Here is a 15,744-nt window from a genome sequence, read left to right on the forward strand (position 1 = left end):
AAAATCGTCAATTTTTTTCGCGGCAGCGCGCATTAAACGCGCTGCCTGAGGGGTAAAAGACGCTGCCTGTTACTGCTATCGGCAGCGCCAATCGCCCGTTTTAGCGGGCGCTGTAGGGTTTCACGACACCGCCCAGTCCTGAGATACTTTTCAGCTCGCCAACCGCACTCTGCATTTTGGCTTTCGACGCATCAGGCCCAACGTAAATGCGGGTGATCTGACCCTGTACCGGCGTTGAAGGCACGGTAAAGGCGCGATAGCCCGACAGCCGCAGCTGCGCGACAATCTCATTCACTTTGCTGGCGTTTTTCAGCGCACCTAACTGCACCACATAAGCCTGCCCTGCCGGCGCTGTCGTCTCTGCTGATTTTGGCGCCTCTTCCTGCTTCGGCTGTTCGACCACTTTAGGCTGTTCAACCGGTTTAGGTTTAGGCTGCTCCACGACTTTTGGCTTCTGCTGTTCGACCGGCTTCTGCTTAGGCTGCTCTGTTACTTTCGGTTTCTGCTGCTCAACGACCTTCGGCTTCGTCACCGTCTGTGCGGGCACAGACTGATGAACCGGCGGCGGCGAGACCACTACCGGATCGCTCTCGTCTTCCGGTTGAGTCCGACCCTGCTCTGCCGTAGCGTTGGTTTTACCGTTGCCATTGCCATTGCTGCTGCTGACCGCATTGCCCGCGCCTTCCGGCGGCTGTGCCGGCAGCGACTGGGTTACCGGCGGCACCATTTCGCTGTCCTGCTGATCGTCAGGTTTCGGCACCAGCGGAATGGCGGCGAACTCCTCTTTGTAATGCTTTTTCTGACCATCCAGCAGCCCTGGCAGCACAATCACGCCAACGGCGACCAGAATAACGGTGCCGACTAAACGGTTCTGAAACTTACTTGCCACGTCCTTTCTCCGTTTCAATCGATTCCATGACCTGTGCAACGGTGTGGAATGAACCACAGACCAGCACAATGTCCTGCGGCGCTGCCCGCTGGCGTGCCTGCTGCCAGGCGAGCTCAACCGAACTAAAAGCCTCGCCCTGCGGCAGGTTGTTCAGCAGTTGCTCAGCACTGGCGCCGCGCGGACCCTCGAGGGGCGCGCAGTACCAGGCATCGACCACCGGTGCCAGCGCCGCCAGCGTTCCGGCGATATCTTTATCATGCAGCATGCCCACCACGGCATGCACTTTGCCGCGTTTCGGCAGTGCAGCCAGCCGCGACGCCAGATATGCTGCCGCATGCGGGTTATGGGCGACATCCAGAATAACGCGCGGTGATTCGCTGAGGGTCTGAAAACGGCCTGGCAGCATCGCCAGCGGCAGGCTGGCGCGAATCTGCGCCTCACTGACCTCAAGCCCGGAGACCCGCAGCGCCACCAGCGCGGTCGCCGCGTTAGGCAGCGGCACCTGTGGCAGCGGCAGATCGTTCAGCTCACCTGTCGCATCACGCAGTGACCAGCTTTCTGCCTGCGCATGCCACGACCAGTCACGGTTGCGCTGCAACAGCTGCGCACCTTTTTCCTGTGCGACCAGGGCAATACTCTGCGGCATATCCGGTTCACCCACTACCGCAGGTTTCCCCGCCCGGAACACACCGGCTTTTTCACGCCCGATGCTTTCGCGATCCGGGCCAAGCCAGTCGGTGTGATCGAGCGCAATGCTGGTGACCACCGCGACATCGGCATCCACGATGTTTGTCGCATCCAGCCGTCCGCCGAGGCCGACTTCGAGGATCACGACATCCAGCTGCGCCTGGCGGAACAGATTCAACGCGGAGAGCGTGCCAAATTCAAAATAGGTCAGCGAAATATCTGCTCGTCCGGCTTCAATCTCCGCAAAGCTGGCACAGTGCTGCGCTTCACTCAGCTCTTCTCCCTGAACCCGAACGCGCTCGGTATAGCGCACCAGATGCGGTGAGCTGTACACGCCCACGCGGTAGCCCGCGGCGATCAGCAGCGTTTCCAGGGTACGACAGGTGGTGCCTTTGCCATTGGTACCGGCCACGGTAAAGACAAAAGGAGCGGGTTTCAGCAGGTCGAGACGAAGCGCTACCTGACGAATACGGTCCAGACCCAGTTCAATGGCCTGAGTATGCAGGTGCTCAAGATAATAAAGCCACGTGGCCAAAGGCGACGTGGCTTGGGGAAGGTGAAGATTGTCCATATGTCCCGTTTTGCTTATTTATACCTGGCAGGCTGCTGCTGCGGTATACGGTGCATTGGTAAGAGGTGCTTTGGACGCACCTCTCTATCTCCTGTCAGGCCTCGTTGCTTTCCGATTCAGTCGTCGCCGGAGCGGACTGTTCACCATCATGCAGCGGTGCCGGCAGGTTCATCATTTTTGCCAGCAGGCTTGCCAGTTTGTAGCGCATTTCCGGACGGCGAATGATCATATCAATCGCGCCCTTTTCAATCAGAAACTCACTGCGCTGGAAGCCCGGCGGCAGTTTTTCACGCACGGTCTGCTCAATAACGCGTGGGCCGGCAAAGCCGATCAGTGCTTTAGGTTCCGCGATATTGAGGTCGCCCAGCATGGCAAAACTGGCCGAAACACCACCCATAGTCGGGTCAGTCAGCACGGAAATATAAGGCAGACCGCGCTCACGCATTTTTGCCAGTGCCGCACTGGTTTTCGCCATCTGCATCAGCGACTGCAGCGCTTCCTGCATACGCGCCCCGCCGCTGGCGGAGAAGCAGATCAGCGGGCAGTTATCTTCTAACGCCTGCTCAACCGCACGTACAAAACGCGCACCGACCACAGAGCCCATTGAACCGCCCATAAAGGCAAATTCAAAGGCCGCCGCAACAACCGGCATGCTGTGCAGCTGACCTTTCATGACCACCAGCGCATCTTTCTCACCGGTGTCTTTCTGGGCCGCGATCAGACGATCTTTGTACTTTTTGGAGTCACGGAACTTGAGCAGATCTTTAGGTTCAAGTTCACTACCCAGCTCAACCATCGTGCCCTGATCGAGGACACTGCCTAGGCGCTCACGTGCGTGCATCCGCATGTGATGGTCACACTTCGGGCAGACCTCAAGATTACGCTCCAGCTCGGCGCGGTAGAGCACCTGACCACAGCTGTCACACTTGGTCCAGACCCCTTCCGGGATACTGGCTTTGCGCACAGGCGTTCCGGTGCTTTTATTAAGAATGCGTTCAATCCAGCTCATTGATGACCTTTCTGTTTAAAACTGACCTGGTCCAGTCGTCTTGATACTGCTGAAAACCGCTTCAGCAGACGGTAAATGTCGCTCATTAAACCACAACCTGTTCAGACTGTGGATAAAAATCTGGTCTTACCCTTAGCGCAGCCTTACGGCTGCTTCTGCTGCTTAGCCTGACGGCGATGACGCCAGACTTCAATCACACCTGGCAGAATCGAGACCAGGATAATGCCCACAATCAGCAGCTTCAGGTTTTCCTGCACCACCGGCAGATCGCCAAACAGGTAGCCGGCATAGGAGAACAGCAGCACCCAGAGCAGCGCACCCGTTACGTTGAACAGCGCGAAGTGGCGATAGGACATATGGCCCATACCGGCAACAAACGGCGCAAAGGTTCGCACGATCGGCACGAAGCGCGCCAGGATAATGGTTTTTCCGCCATGACGGGCATAAAACGCATGGGTTTTATCCAGATGGCTGCGACGGAAAATCTTCGAGTTCGGGTTACTGAACAACCGTTCGCCAAACAGGCGGCCAATGGTGTAGTTCACCGCATCGCCCAGAACCGCGGCCACCACTAATAATGCCACCATCACATGCACATTAAGATCGTTACCCGGCAACGCCGCCAGTGCGCCCGCCACAAACAGCAACGAGTCACCCGGCAGGAAGGGCGTCACCACCAGACCGGTTTCGCAGAACAAAATCAGGAACAAAATAGCGTAAATCCAGATACCGTACTGTGCAACCAGTTCGGCAAGATGCACATCAATGTGCAGAATAAAATCAACCAGAAAATGGAGAAACTCCATGGCGCGCCCTTTTAAGTCCTGAAAGTGAATTAATCCGCGAGGAACAACGGTCCCATCGACGGCTGTGGTAACGCAAAGTGGGATGGGTAATCCACCGCCACCAGATACAACCCCTCTGCCCGGGCTGTGGCTGCGGCTAATGTCCGATCCTTCGCCGCCAGCAGCGTTGCCATCCATGACTCCGGCTTATTGCCGCAGCCTATCTCCATCAGGCTGCCCACGATATTGCGCACCATGTGATGCACAAAGGCATTGGCTTTGATATCCACAATCACGTAGGGACCCTGACGCGTCACGTTGAGGTGAATCACGTTGCGCCACGGTGTACGCGACTGGCACTGCACGGCTCGGAATGAGGTGAAATCATTCTCGCCTAACAAACACTGCCCGGCGCGCTGCATCTTCTCTGCATCCAGAGGATGGTAAAAGTGCGTCACGCCCTGCGCCAGCACCGCCGGACGCAGACGCTGATTGTAGATCAGGTAGCGATAGCGTCGGGCCGTGGCGCTGAAGCGGGCATGAAATTCATCCGGCACCGCTTTCACCCAGCGCACCGCAATATCCGGCGGCAGATTAGCGTTGACGCCCAGCGTCCAGGCGCCATCAGGCCGCTGCGAGGTGGTCTCGAAATGGACCACCTGCCCCGTCCCGTGTACGCCTGCATCGGTGCGGCCAGCACAAAAAATGCTGACCGGATGATCGGCGACTTTCGACAGCGCGCGTTCTACCTTCTCCTGCACGCTGCGGACTTCATTCTGACGCTGCCAGCCGTAGTAACGGCTACCGTCATACTCGATGCCGAGCGCCAGTTTTTGCGTCTGACCATCGGACATGGTTACAGATACTCCTGAACCAGTTTCTCAGCGGTTTTCACCGCCATCAGCGCGCCGCCAAAACGAATGTTGTCCGCTACTGACCAGAACTGCAGCAGCTCCGGGATACCGTAGTCGTTGCGCACAGCGCCGATGCTCAGTTCGCCGTTGCCTGAGGCATCCGTGACCGGCGTCGGCACTTCATCCTCTTCGCTCAGATGAATATCTGACGCCAGCGCCAGTTCGGCACGCGCTTCTTCAGCAGAGAGCGGGCGCAGGTTTTCGATATGCACAATCTGCGCATTACCGTAGAACACCGGAGCCTGTACGCTGCTGACCGCAATCGGTAAGCCTTCGTCCTGCAATACCTTACGCACCTGATCAATCAGGCGACGCTCACTCTCCACGCTGCCTTCTGCGTCGGCCTGTTGTGGCATCAGGTTAAAAGCCAGCTGACGACCAAAATGGTGTTCATCGGCCGGAAGACCGTTCAGCAGGCGGGCACTTTCCCCGGCCAGCGCATCAACAGCCACTTTGCCGTAGCTGGAGACTGAGATCAGGTTAGTCACCTGTAAACGACTCAATCCGGCCGCATCCACCAGCGGTTTAATTGCGGTCAGCAGCTGGCTTACCAGGTTATCCGCCACGCTGATGATGTTGCGATTGCGATAATCTGCCAGCACCTGCGGATTCACATCTGGCACCACCAGCGGCACATCGGGTTCCAGCGCAAACAGCTCGCTGCTGTCGATCACCAGACAACCGGCATTGGCCGCTTCATCGGCAAAGCGCGCCGAGGCGTCACGTCCCGCCACGAAAAAGGCCAGCTGCGCCTGTGACCAGTCGAACGTCTCCGCATTTTCGACCCGCACCGAGCGGCCTTCGAAACGTTTGATTTCGCCCGCGCTGTTTTCGCTGGCCAGCAAATATAATTCACCAACCGGGAACTGGCGTTCCGCCAGCAGTTCCAGTACAGCGTTCCCTACTGCGCCTGTCGCGCCAAGTAGCGCAATATTCCAGCCGTCAGACATGTTGGTTTACTCCAGACAATGACATAAAAACAGAAGGCGGTGATATTCACCGCCCAGGGATTCAGATTTATCCCCGTCGTCTTTCACGTTGCATCTTTGTTGGCTGCGTTCACTCACCCGAATCACTTACCTGAGTAAGCGCATCGGGATTCGTTCTCTTGCCGCCTCAATGCAACCCGAAATCCATTGGGTATATCCCCCCAGAACCCGCCGTCATGCAGACATGCCAGCAGCGCCCGCCTTCCGTTCACTGATTAATTCAGTGCGGAAACCGCGCCAGGGCGCCTGACCTGTAGCGCCCGCTATTCCGGGGAGATGATTGCGTTAAAGCCCAGCTGGTTCAGCAGCTCAGCGGTTGTGGCGTCATCGCAGTTCACCTGCAGCGATGACCACTCGCGGCGCTCCTGATACTGCTTGCGCAGGCGATCAAACTCGCCGGGTTTCGCCGCCACTTTACGCAGGGGGGCATCATCGCGGCGCACATCATACACCAGATGCGCCAGGCGTTTCAGCGTTGGCTGATCCAGCGGGCCATTCAGGGTGATTTCACTGAATTCCGGCACCGGCAGTAAGGTGCTGAGCGGCACCTGCTGCGGCTGACCAATAAAGTCGCACCAGGCTTCAAACACCTGGGTGGTGCCGCGCGCTTTGCCTTCCAGCGTGTAGCCCGCGATGTGCGGCGTGGCGATATCGACCTTATCCAGCAGCGCCAGCGACAGATCCGGCTCCGGCTCCCAGACATCCAGCACGACGCTAAGATCGTGCCGCATTTTCAGCACCTCCAGCAGCGCGCTGTTGTCCACCACCGGGCCGCGACAGGCGTTGATCAGAATAGTATTAGGCTTTAGCGCCATCAGCAGCGCCGCATCCGCCAGATGCCAGCTTTTATACGGGCCCTCTTTAAACAGCGGCGTATGGAACGTCAGAATATCAGCCTGCTCTGTCACAGCCTCCAGCGACAGGAAATCCCCCTCATCACCGCGATCGGCGCGCGGCGGATCGCACAGCAGGGTTTTGATGCCCCAGGCCTCAAGACGCTTTTGCAGTCGCCCACCGACGTTACCGACGCCAACGATGCCGACAGTGCGGTCACGCAGCTGGAAACCATCGCGTTCCGCCAGCAGCAACAGCGCAGAAAAAACATACTCCACCACCGCAATGGCGTTACAGCCGGGTGCGGCAGAGAACGCAATGCCCGCCTGCTGCAGCCAGTTCTCGTCGATATGATCGGTGCCCGCCGTGGCGGTTCCGACAAATTTCACCGGCTTTCCTGCCAGCAGGGCCTCATTAACCTGGGTGACTGAGCGCACCATCAGGCCATCGGCATCGGCCAGTTCAGCCACCGGCAGCGGACGCCCCGGCACCGCGACCACGTCGCCGGTAAGGCTGAATAGCTCACGGGCATAAGGCATATTTTCATCGACCAGAATTTTCACCACGGCTTTCCTGTCAGTTACATATCAGGCAATTATTCTGGCACAAAGCGACGCGTTAGCCTAACCGTGCACGGTAGCGTTCGGGCGTGGTTCCCGCCTGTTGCTGGAACATCACAATCAGTGCCGAAGCTGAACTGTATCCCAGCTCATGGGCGATGCTCTGCACGCTTTCCCCCTGCTCCAGCAGCACAATGGCGCGCAGAAACCGCAGCCGCTGCCGCCACTCGCCAAAGGTCATATGAAGCTGCTGCTGGCAGCGCCGCGCCAGCGTCCGTTCGGTGGTAAAGACCCGCGCCGCCCAGCCTGCCAGCGTGGTGTTATCGCCCGGATGCGCTTCCAGCGCATGTAACACCGGCGCCAGAAATTTATCGTCAGAGGTGGGCAGATAACTCTCCTGTACCTGCGCCAGCTGCAGGCGATCGCGCAGCACCTCGCACAGCCGCCACTGCGCATCCGTTTCGGGTTGCTCGATTTGCTGCTCAGCAAACTCATCCATAATGGCATGTGCAATGGGATCGACCAGCAGCAGGCAGGCGCGCCGGGGCAGATCGGCGCATAACGGAGCCGCCAGATTAAAAGTACGGAACTGTGCCTGACGATGGTTATAGCTACTGTGAAGCTGACCCGGTGGGATCCAGACCGGAATATCTGCCGGTGTCAGCAATCGCTCACCCTCGACCTGCATCTCCAGTACGTGGCTTTTCACCATAATGAGCTGACCCCAGGCATGCGCATGCGGCAGATATTCGGTGCGGGCATTGGCCTGCTCATAACGCATAAAGTAGCGCAGTTGCGGCGCGTCAAGGGGCGGCTGGTAGATCACTTTCAGGGTCATTATGTCCGCTCCACAACTAATTTTGTCCGATATTAACTATCTGAATAAATCCGGACAAGCGTACACTGCGCCTCATTATGGCGTGTGGAGAGTCAGCATGTTTTTCCTGTACCCGCTCTTTGCGGTAATAATCTGGTCGATCAACTCAATTGTCAGCAAACTCTCGGCGGATGCGATCGATCCGGCGGCGATCTCATTCTACCGCTGGTTACTGGCGCTGCTGGTGCTGACGCCCTTTGTGCTGCCCGGCGTGTGGCGCACGCGTCAGGTCATTAAACCGCACCTCTGGCGGCTGGCGATCCTTGGCCTGCTCGGCATGGTGCTCTATCAGAGTCTCGCCTACTACGCAGCACAAAGTGTCAGCGCACTCTTTATGGGCATTATCGGCGCCCTCATCCCCCTGCTCACCGTGCTGCTGAGCGTGGTGATCCTGCGGATTGCGCCGACGCTCGGCATCCTGCTCGGCAGCATCATCTCCTTTACCGGTCTGGTGTGGCTGGTCAGTGAGGGTAACGTGATGCAGCTGATGAATCATGGCCTGGGCAAAGGTGAACTGCTGATGCTGGCCGCCTCCGCCGCCTATGCGCTGTATGGCGTGCTGACACGGCGCTGGGCGCTGCCGCTGCCGATCTGGCAAAGCCTGTATGTGCAGATTTTATTCGGTGTCGTGCTGCTGTTGCCTGGTTTTCTGCTGGCCCCCGAGGTGGCGCTTAACCGGCACAACCTGCCGCTGGTGGCCTTTGCCGGTCTGTTTGCTTCGATCATCGCGCCGTTCCTGTGGATCCACGGTGTGCAGCGTCTGGGTGCCAGCACCACCAGTATCTTTATGAATCTGATCCCGGTATTTACCGCGGTGATCGCGGTGATTTTCCTGCATGAGCAACTACACAGTTACCACTGGATTGGCGGCGGTCTGACGCTTGGCGGTGTGATACTGGCGCAGCGGCTGCGTACCCCCTTATCCCGCCGTAAACCGGTGAGCCACCCACAGGCCTGAATAGCGCGGCTGTGGCGAGTGAGGGTGCTGTTGAGGATGGCAGTGAAGAAAGGCTACAGCTGAAGCGTAAATCTCGCGCCGAAACGCATGTCCCCCGTGGGATTTCCCGGGGGCTTTTGCTATCATGGCCTATTCATTTTCCGGCGCACCCCACGCTGTTCTGTTTTCCCAAGGAATCCGCCATGCAACCACTCAGCGGCCCCGGTGTGCCGGTCGGCGATCGTTCATCTGTCAATCCGCAAACTGGCGTAACGCGTCACGGTTCAGTGGCCGGTGAACAGCCCCTCTCCCCTGCGCAGCGCACGACGTTAGAACGCCTGATCGTGCGTATCTCATCGCTCAGTAATCTTAAAGCGCCTGAACTGTGGGCGGGCGTACGCCATGAAGTGGGCGTAAAAAGTGAAGCGGAGTTGCAGTCGCGTCATTTTCCGGCAGCGGAACAGTACCTTAATGGCCGCCTTACGCAGACGCAAAATGGGCATGCCACACGCCAGCTGATGACCCAGCTCACCGATCTGCTGCCGAAAGGGAATAACCGTCAGGCCGTCAGCGACTTTATACGTCAGCAATTTGGTCAGACCGTACTGAGCGCGCTGAGCCAGGATCAGCTGCGCCAGGTGCTGACGATGCTGCAGAACGGGCAGATGACGATTCCTCAGCCGCAGCAGATCCGCGTCAGCGATCGCACGCTGCTGCCTGCCGAGCACCATACGCTGAATCAGCAGGTGGTACGCCTGGCCGCTGCCACTGGCGAATCCACCGGTAAGCTGTGGACGGCTGCGCTGAAACTGGTCAACCTCACCAGCGGTGATCCCATCCCGTCGCGCCACTTCCCGCTGCTGACCCAGTATCTGCAGGTGCGCCAGACGCTGAGTCAGCACAGTGCACCGACGCTGCAATTGCTGGAAGCGTCCCTGAAACAGCCGCTTGATCAGCAGGAGCGGCAGCAACTGGAGGACTACAGCCAGCAGCGTTTTCAGGCGACACCGCAGACGGTGCTCACCGTAACGCAGACCCAGGATCTGCTGAACTTCCTGTTCAGCCGGCGCGCCGACCGGGCAGAAAAACTTCTCGAACAGCCGCTGGCTGCCAGCGAGATTAAACCGCAGCCGATCTGGTCGCCCTTTGTTGCGTCGCTGCCGCCCGCGATTCAGCCTCTGGCAGAGCGCCCCTTGCTAGGCTTCTTTGTCGCTCTGGTTGTCATCACCCTTTTACTCTGGGTGGTCCTCTGAGTTAACAGCCACAGAATGCTTTGGGCGCGGCGACTGGCCATTCGCCCGGTGCATCACCCCAGGTCAGCGGATGACCGTCACGTTTCCAGAAATCCAGCCCGCCAATCAACTCCTTCACCTGAAATCCCAGCGAGGCCAGTTTCCAGGCCGCTTTCGTCGAGCCGTTACAGCCAATGCCGTCACAATACGTGACATAAACTTTGCTGCGATCGAGCCGGGCCGTGGTAGTGGCATCCATCTCGCGATGCGGAAAGTTGATCGCGCCGCAAATATGCCCTGCGCGATAAGCCTCCGGCGCGCGAGCATCGATTACCACGATATCCGGGATTTGCCGCCCCAGATCTTCCGCCAGATCCCAGGCGTCGGTGTAAAAAGCGAGTTTTGCCTGCAGATAGTCGAGGCTTTGCTGCGGGGTGGCAGCCGGAATTCGTAAAACCGATGACATAGCGATTCTCCTGTTGTGGTGAGTCTGCAGTTTACGGCAAAGTGGACTGCTTACTGATACCCATTCCCCATCAGGTATAAGACCCATATGTCTTCACCGTTATTACAACTTTTCCAGCATCAGACCAGTGGCGGCGTGCGCGAGCGGCTCTGCTCTACCCTGAGACTGGCGATCAACCGGCACCATCTGCATGCTGGTCAGCAGTTGCCGTCCAGTCGTCAGCTGGCGCAGGATCTGCGTCTGTCACGTGTGACGGTGGAAGCGGCCTACGGACAGCTGGAAAGTGAAGGCTATCTGCGACGCGAGATCGGTCGCGGTACTTTTGTTGCCATCATCATCCCCACCCACTCATCATCATTTCCAGCCCGGTCTCAGCCCGTCCGTTTCTCGGCGCGGGGCCAGCAGGTACTGACAACCGGTGGCTGTCAGGATCCCCCTTTTCCCCATGCATTCGCCGCCGGTTCACCGGAGTTACGCGCTTTTCCCCATGACACGTGGCGACGCCTCGGCAGCAGCGTGCAGCGTTCACTGGGCAGCGCCGCAATGGGATATGGCGATCCCTGCGGCTACCTGCCGTTACGCAGCGCACTCGCGGATTATCTGGCGCTTTCCAGGGGCGTGGCATGCCAGCCGGAACAGGTGATCATTCTGACCAGTTCACAACAGGCACTACAGTTACTGGCTATGATGTTCGTCGATCCCGGTGATGAGGTATGGATGGAGGAGCCGGGCTATCCTGGTGCGCGTAACGCCTTTCTGGCTGCCGGCGCACAGGTGCGCGGGATTGAGGTCGATGCCGAAGGTGCCATCCCCGCCAGCGGCAGTGCAAAACTGATGTATCTGACGCCATCGCATCATTATCCTACCGGCGTGACGCTGAGCCTGACGCGACGCCTGGCGTGGCTGGACTGGGCGCAGCGCAACCGGTGCTGGCTGATCGAAGACGATTATGACAGCGAATTTCACTACGACGAACGTCCTATCCCTGCGCTACAGGGACTGGATCGCCATCAGCGGGTGATTACGCTGGGCACCTTCTCGAAGTCGCTGTTTCCCTCCCTGCGGCTGGCCTGGATGGTGGTCCCGCCCGCGCTGATTACCCCAATAGGCCAGGCACGCAGCGTGCTGGATGGACACAGCGCACTGCTGCCGCAGGCTGTCACCGCCGCCTTTCTGCAACAGGGACATTTCGCCAGCCATCTGCGGCTGATGCGTCAGCTCTATCGCAGCCGTCGCGATCTGCTGCTGACGCTAATCGCTCAGCAACTGTCGCCGTGGATCACGCCGATTGTCAGCAGCGGAGGATTGCAGGTAACTGTCAGACTGCAACAGGATGAAGCGCGATTAAGCGCACTGGCGGCTCAACAGGGTTTGCTGCTGCCGCGTCTGAGTCCGCTTTATGCCGGGCCTTCGTCTCAGCAAGGCTGGATGCTGGGCTTTGCCGCACTGACGCCTGACGAGATTGTGGCGGGATGCGATACATTGCTGCGGCTGCTGCAGCGGGAGGGCTAAAACGGAGGGTTGAACGAGGTAAAGCGGATGGGCTGTAAAACAAAAAGGGCCGGCAAGCCGGCCCTTCAGAGTGCTGACGTAATAATTACGCCTGATATTTACGCATGGTCAGCGTGGCGTTTGTGCCGCCAAAACCAAAGCTGTTAGACATCACGGTAGTCAGCTCTTTTTCCATCGGCTCAGTGACGATGTTCATACCGGTTGCTGCCGCATCAAGCGAGGTGATGTTGATGCTTGGCGCGATAAAGCCATGCTCCAGCATCAGCAGCGAGTAGATCGCTTCCTGCACGCCAGCCGCACCCAGAGAGTGGCCGGTCATCGCTTTCGTTGCTGAGATGTATGGCGTGTTATCGCCAAACACTTCACGAATCGCACCCAGCTCTTTCACATCACCCACCGGGGTAGAGGTTCCGTGGCTGTTCAGATAGTCAATTGGGGTATCGACACCGTGCATCGCCATCTTCATGCAGCGCACTGCGCCTTCACCTGATGGAGCAACCATGTCTGCACCGTCTGAAGTGGCACCATAACCGACGATTTCGGCATAGATATGCGCACCACGTGCCAGCGCATGCTCCAGCTCTTCAACGACGACCATGCCACCGCCACCGGCGATAACAAAGCCGTCGCGCTCATTGTCATAAGTGCGTGACGCTTTTTCTGGCGTGTCGTTGTAACGGGTAGAGAGCGCGCCCATGGCGTCGAACTCACAGGCCATTTCCCAGCACAGCTCTTCGCCGCCGCCCGCAAAAACGATATCCTGTTTGCCAAGCTGGATCTGCTCAACGGCGTTACCGATACAGTGCGCAGAGGTGGCACAGGCGGAGCTAATCGAGTAATTTACGCCATGAATTTTGAATGGCGTTGCGAGGCAGGCAGAGACCCCAGAGGCCATCGCTTTGGTGACCACATAAGGGCCAACCGCTTTCAGGCCGCGTGGGCTGCGCATTGCGTCAGCACCAAATACCTGGAAACGTGGGGAGCCGCCGCCTGAACCCGCAATCAGACCCACACGTGGGTTGCTCTGATACGCTTCAGCGCTGAGGCCAGAATCTTTAATCGCTTCTTCCATGGAAAGATAAGCATAGATGGACGCATCACTCATAAAGCGCACAACTTTGCGATCGATGAGGCCGGTGGTATCTAATTTAACGTTACCCCAGACGTGACTACGCATGCCGGAATCTTTCATCTCTTCAGAAAAGGTGATGCCAGAGCGTCCTTCACGCAGAGATGACAGCACCTCCTGCTGGTTATTACCAATACTGGAAACGATCCCTAAGCCAGTAATCACAGCACGTTTCATTCAATCTTCCTCATCCACTTCTTCTTAATTGGCATGCACTCTAGCGTACACTTGTACGCCGAACAAGTCCGATCAGCTATTTCCTTTTGTAAATTTGCGTCATGTCACGCGGGTCGTTAGAATCGCGCCACTGCCTGAAAAACGAGCCTTTACCGTGAAATTGACCCCGGTTGAACATGCAAAGCTAAACTGGAATGAACAGGGTACACCTGTTTCCCGAGCGTTTGGCGATGTCTATTTCTCTAATGACAACGGTCTGGAAGAGACACGCTATGTCTTCCTTGGCGGCAACGGTTTTCCCCAGCGTTTTGCTGAGCATCCGCGCGATCTGCTGATCGTGGCGGAGAGCGGTTTTGGCACCGGTCTTAATTTCCTGACGCTGTGGCAGGCGTTCGATGCGTTTCAGCGCGAACAGCCCGACGCCACTTTAAAACGTCTGCATTTCATCAGCTTTGAGAAATTTCCGTTAACCCGTAAAGATTTAACCGCAGCGCAGCAGCACTGGCCCGAACTGGCCCCCTGGGCGGAGGCGCTGCAGGCGCAGTGGCCCGCTGCCCTGCCCGGCTGTCAGCGTCTGCTGTTTGATGGCGGCCGCATCACGCTCGACCTGTGGCTGGGCGATATTAACCTGCTGATGGGTCAGCTGGATGAGAGCCTGAATCGTCAGGTGGATGCCTGGTTCCTGGATGGGTTCGCGCCCTCAAAGAACCCGGATATGTGGACGCCGGAGCTGTTCGGCATGATGGCAAAACTGGCGCGGCCGCAGGGGACCTTCGCGACCTTTACGGCCGCAGGTATTGTCCGGCGCGGTCTGCAGCAGGCGGGCTTCGCGGTCATCCGCCGCAAAGGATTTGGTCCGAAGCGCGAAATGCTATGCGGGCCGTTGCAGGATGCGCCTCCGCTGCCCGCCGCGCAGCCCTGGTATCATCGTCAGGCTGCGGAGCAGCGTGATGTGGCACTGATTGGCGGCGGCGTCGCCAGTGCCACCTTGGCGCTGGCGCTGCTGCGTCGCGGCTGGCGGGTTACGCTTTATTGCGCCGATGAGGCGCCCGCGCTGGGCGCATCCGGCAACCGTCAGGGAGCGCTCTATCCGCTGCTCAATCAGCACGACCCGGCACTTGCCACTTTTTTCCCCTCAGCCTTCAGCTTTGCGCGGCGGCTCTATGATCAATTAACCGTCACCTATGAGCATGACTGGAGCGGTGTGCTGCAGCTGGGCTGGGATGAGAAAAGCCGTAAGAAGATCGATCAGATGCTGGCGATGGACCTGCCTGAAATCATCGCCTGTGGCGTCGATGTGGCAGAAGCTGAAAAACGGGCAAATGTTGAACATGGCTGTGGCGGCATTTTCTATCCGCAAGGCGGCTGGCTCTCACCGGCAGAGCTGACCACCGCGATGCTGGCGCATGGCGAAACCCAGGGATTGCGCATTCACTGGCTGCACCGGGTGAGCGCGCTTTCCCGGGAGGATGATCACTGGATGCTGACGTTCAGCGATCGTCCGGCGGTACGTCATCCGACCGTCGTACTGGCAAACGGTCATGCGATTGCTGACTTTGCGCAAAGCGCCCCGCTGCCGACCTATCCGGTAGCCGGTCAGGTAAGCCATGTTCCCTCTACGCCCGGCCTCAACGCGCTGCAAACGGTGCTCTGTTACGACGGCTATCTGACGCCTGTCAGCCCGCAGTTTGGTACGCACTGTATCGGGGCCAGCTATCACCGTGGCGATACCGCAACCGCGTATCGGGAGGAGGATCAGCAGGAGAACCGCAGCCGCCTGCTGCATTGCCTGCCTGACAGCAGCTGGGCCGAAACGGTGGATGTCAGTGACGGAGAGGCAAGAATGGGGGTGCGCTGCGCCACCCGGGATCACCTGCCGATGGTGGGCGGCGTGCCGGATTATGCTGCTACGCTGGCGCAGTATGCTGATTTACCGGCACAGCAGGCGGCAGGCAGCGATATCGCTGACGCACCCGATCTTGCGGGCTTGTATCTGTTTGGGGCGCTGGGATCGCGCGGCCTGTGCAGTGCGCCGCTGGCGGCCGAAGTACTGGCAGCTCAGCTGGCGGGCGAGCCGCAGCCTCTGGATGCCAGTACCCTGGCAGCACTCAATCCGAATCGTTACTGGGTGAGGAAATTACTGAAGGGAAAAGCCGTTTAGCGGACGCTAAGGGCG

14 protein-coding genes are annotated in these 15,744 nt (G+C 58.4%); 4 read left to right on the forward strand and 10 right to left on the reverse strand.

Going from position 1 to position 15,744, the window contains the following annotated elements:
* Positions 1 to 100 precede the first annotated feature (100 nt).
* The 8 genes from dedD to HFD87_RS11795 form a co-directional block, all read right to left on the reverse strand.
* Positions 101 to 889, reverse strand: a complete 789-nt coding sequence (gene dedD / locus HFD87_RS11760; protein WP_167423467.1) for a cell division protein DedD — start codon at positions 887 to 889, stop codon at positions 101 to 103.
* Positions 879 to 2,147 (reverse strand): bifunctional tetrahydrofolate synthase/dihydrofolate synthase, encoded by a 1,269-nt coding sequence (folC, locus tag HFD87_RS11765; protein ID WP_159227096.1) that lies wholly within the window; start codon positions 2,145 to 2,147, stop codon positions 879 to 881. Before folC ends, dedD begins: the two co-directional genes overlap by 11 nt.
* Positions 2,148 to 2,241: 94 nt before the next feature.
* On the reverse strand, positions 2,242 to 3,156 hold the full coding sequence (gene accD / locus HFD87_RS11770) for an acetyl-CoA carboxylase, carboxyltransferase subunit beta (RefSeq protein WP_064690256.1): 915 nt from the start codon (positions 3,154 to 3,156) through the stop codon (positions 2,242 to 2,244).
* A gap of 143 nt (positions 3,157 to 3,299) precedes the next feature.
* Positions 3,300 to 3,962, reverse strand: a complete 663-nt coding sequence (locus tag HFD87_RS11775; RefSeq protein ID WP_010257990.1) for a DedA family protein — start codon at positions 3,960 to 3,962, stop codon at positions 3,300 to 3,302.
* A 29-nt stretch (positions 3,963 to 3,991) separates the two neighbouring features.
* On the reverse strand, positions 3,992 to 4,795 hold the full coding sequence (gene truA / locus HFD87_RS11780) for a tRNA pseudouridine(38-40) synthase TruA (protein WP_008926481.1): 804 nt from the start codon (positions 4,793 to 4,795) through the stop codon (positions 3,992 to 3,994).
* Positions 4,796 to 4,797: 2 nt separating this feature from the next.
* Positions 4,798 to 5,805, reverse strand: a complete 1,008-nt coding sequence (locus HFD87_RS11785) for an aspartate-semialdehyde dehydrogenase (RefSeq protein WP_167423468.1) — start codon at positions 5,803 to 5,805, stop codon at positions 4,798 to 4,800.
* 302 nt (positions 5,806 to 6,107) lie between these two features.
* Positions 6,108 to 7,241: a 4-phosphoerythronate dehydrogenase PdxB gene (pdxB, locus tag HFD87_RS11790; RefSeq protein WP_010671445.1), complete on the reverse strand. Its 1,134-nt coding sequence runs from the start codon at positions 7,239 to 7,241 to the stop codon at positions 6,108 to 6,110.
* 55 nt (positions 7,242 to 7,296) lie between these two features.
* Positions 7,297 to 8,076 carry a helix-turn-helix domain-containing protein gene (locus HFD87_RS11795; RefSeq protein WP_010257982.1) on the reverse strand — a complete coding sequence of 260 codons (780 nt, stop codon included), beginning with the start codon at positions 8,074 to 8,076 and terminating at the stop codon, positions 7,297 to 7,299.
* A gap of 97 nt (positions 8,077 to 8,173) precedes the next feature.
* Between HFD87_RS11795 and HFD87_RS11800 the strand changes: the two genes are divergently transcribed.
* Together HFD87_RS11800 and flk are read left to right on the forward strand one after the other, a co-directional pair.
* Positions 8,174 to 9,073 carry a DMT family transporter gene (locus HFD87_RS11800; RefSeq protein ID WP_061901245.1) on the forward strand — a complete coding sequence of 300 codons (900 nt, stop codon included), beginning with the start codon at positions 8,174 to 8,176 and terminating at the stop codon, positions 9,071 to 9,073.
* Positions 9,074 to 9,255: 182 nt separating this feature from the next.
* The gene (gene flk, locus HFD87_RS11805; protein ID WP_010257977.1) at positions 9,256 to 10,305 is read left to right on the forward strand and encodes a flagella biosynthesis regulator Flk; all 1,050 of its coding nucleotides are present in this window, start codon (positions 9,256 to 9,258) and stop codon (positions 10,303 to 10,305) included.
* A gap of 1 nt (position 10,306) precedes the next feature.
* On the opposite strand, the gene HFD87_RS11810 is transcribed toward flk, so the two are convergent.
* On the reverse strand, positions 10,307 to 10,750 hold the full coding sequence (locus tag HFD87_RS11810; protein ID WP_010671442.1) for a rhodanese-like domain-containing protein: 444 nt from the start codon (positions 10,748 to 10,750) through the stop codon (positions 10,307 to 10,309).
* Between the two features lie 87 nt (positions 10,751 to 10,837).
* On the opposite strand from HFD87_RS11810, the gene HFD87_RS11815 reads away from it, so the two are divergent.
* Positions 10,838 to 12,262, forward strand: coding sequence for a PLP-dependent aminotransferase family protein (locus HFD87_RS11815; protein WP_061901244.1), 1,425 nt, complete (start codon positions 10,838 to 10,840; stop codon positions 12,260 to 12,262).
* Positions 12,263 to 12,347: 85 nt separating this feature from the next.
* On the opposite strand, the gene fabB is transcribed toward HFD87_RS11815, so the two are convergent.
* Complete coding sequence (fabB, locus tag HFD87_RS11820) at positions 12,348 to 13,568, reverse strand: beta-ketoacyl-ACP synthase I (RefSeq protein ID WP_010257968.1); 1,221 nt, start codon at positions 13,566 to 13,568, stop codon at positions 12,348 to 12,350.
* A gap of 154 nt (positions 13,569 to 13,722) precedes the next feature.
* Here fabB and mnmC point away from each other — a divergent pair, with 154 nt between their 5' ends.
* Positions 13,723 to 15,729 (forward strand): bifunctional tRNA (5-methylaminomethyl-2-thiouridine)(34)-methyltransferase MnmD/FAD-dependent 5-carboxymethylaminomethyl-2-thiouridine(34) oxidoreductase MnmC, encoded by a 2,007-nt coding sequence (mnmC, locus tag HFD87_RS11825; protein WP_167423469.1) that lies wholly within the window; start codon positions 13,723 to 13,725, stop codon positions 15,727 to 15,729.
* The last annotated feature ends 15 nt before the right edge of the window (positions 15,730 to 15,744 follow it).

Source organism: Pantoea sp. EKM21T (genome assembly GCF_011800405.1).
Classification (GTDB): Bacteria; Pseudomonadota; Gammaproteobacteria; order Enterobacterales; family Enterobacteriaceae; genus Pantoea; species Pantoea agglomerans.

What these genes read in the sequence shown, in the direction of transcription:
- truA (WP_008926481.1), bottom strand. Translation starts at nt 4,795, where the DNA reads ATGTCCGATGGTCAGACGCAAAAACTGGCGCTCGGCATCGAGTATGAC.
- HFD87_RS11775 (WP_010257990.1), bottom strand. Translation starts at nt 3,962, where the DNA reads ATGGAGTTTCTCCATTTTCTGGTTGATTTTATTCTGCACATTGATGTG.
- fabB (WP_010257968.1), bottom strand. Translation starts at nt 13,568, where the DNA reads ATGAAACGTGCTGTGATTACTGGCTTAGGGATCGTTTCCAGTATTGGT.
- HFD87_RS11815 (WP_061901244.1), top strand. Translation starts at nt 10,838, where the DNA reads ATGTCTTCACCGTTATTACAACTTTTCCAGCATCAGACCAGTGGCGGC.
- HFD87_RS11800 (WP_061901245.1), top strand. Translation starts at nt 8,174, where the DNA reads ATGTTTTTCCTGTACCCGCTCTTTGCGGTAATAATCTGGTCGATCAAC.
- flk (WP_010257977.1), top strand. Translation starts at nt 9,256, where the DNA reads ATGCAACCACTCAGCGGCCCCGGTGTGCCGGTCGGCGATCGTTCATCT.
- folC (WP_159227096.1), bottom strand. Translation starts at nt 2,147, where the DNA reads ATGGACAATCTTCACCTTCCCCAAGCCACGTCGCCTTTGGCCACGTGG.
- HFD87_RS11795 (WP_010257982.1), bottom strand. Translation starts at nt 8,076, where the DNA reads ATGACCCTGAAAGTGATCTACCAGCCGCCCCTTGACGCGCCGCAACTG.
- HFD87_RS11810 (WP_010671442.1), bottom strand. Translation starts at nt 10,750, where the DNA reads ATGTCATCGGTTTTACGAATTCCGGCTGCCACCCCGCAGCAAAGCCTC.
- HFD87_RS11785 (WP_167423468.1), bottom strand. Translation starts at nt 5,805, where the DNA reads ATGTCTGACGGCTGGAATATTGCGCTACTTGGCGCGACAGGCGCAGTA.
- accD (WP_064690256.1), bottom strand. Translation starts at nt 3,156, where the DNA reads ATGAGCTGGATTGAACGCATTCTTAATAAAAGCACCGGAACGCCTGTG.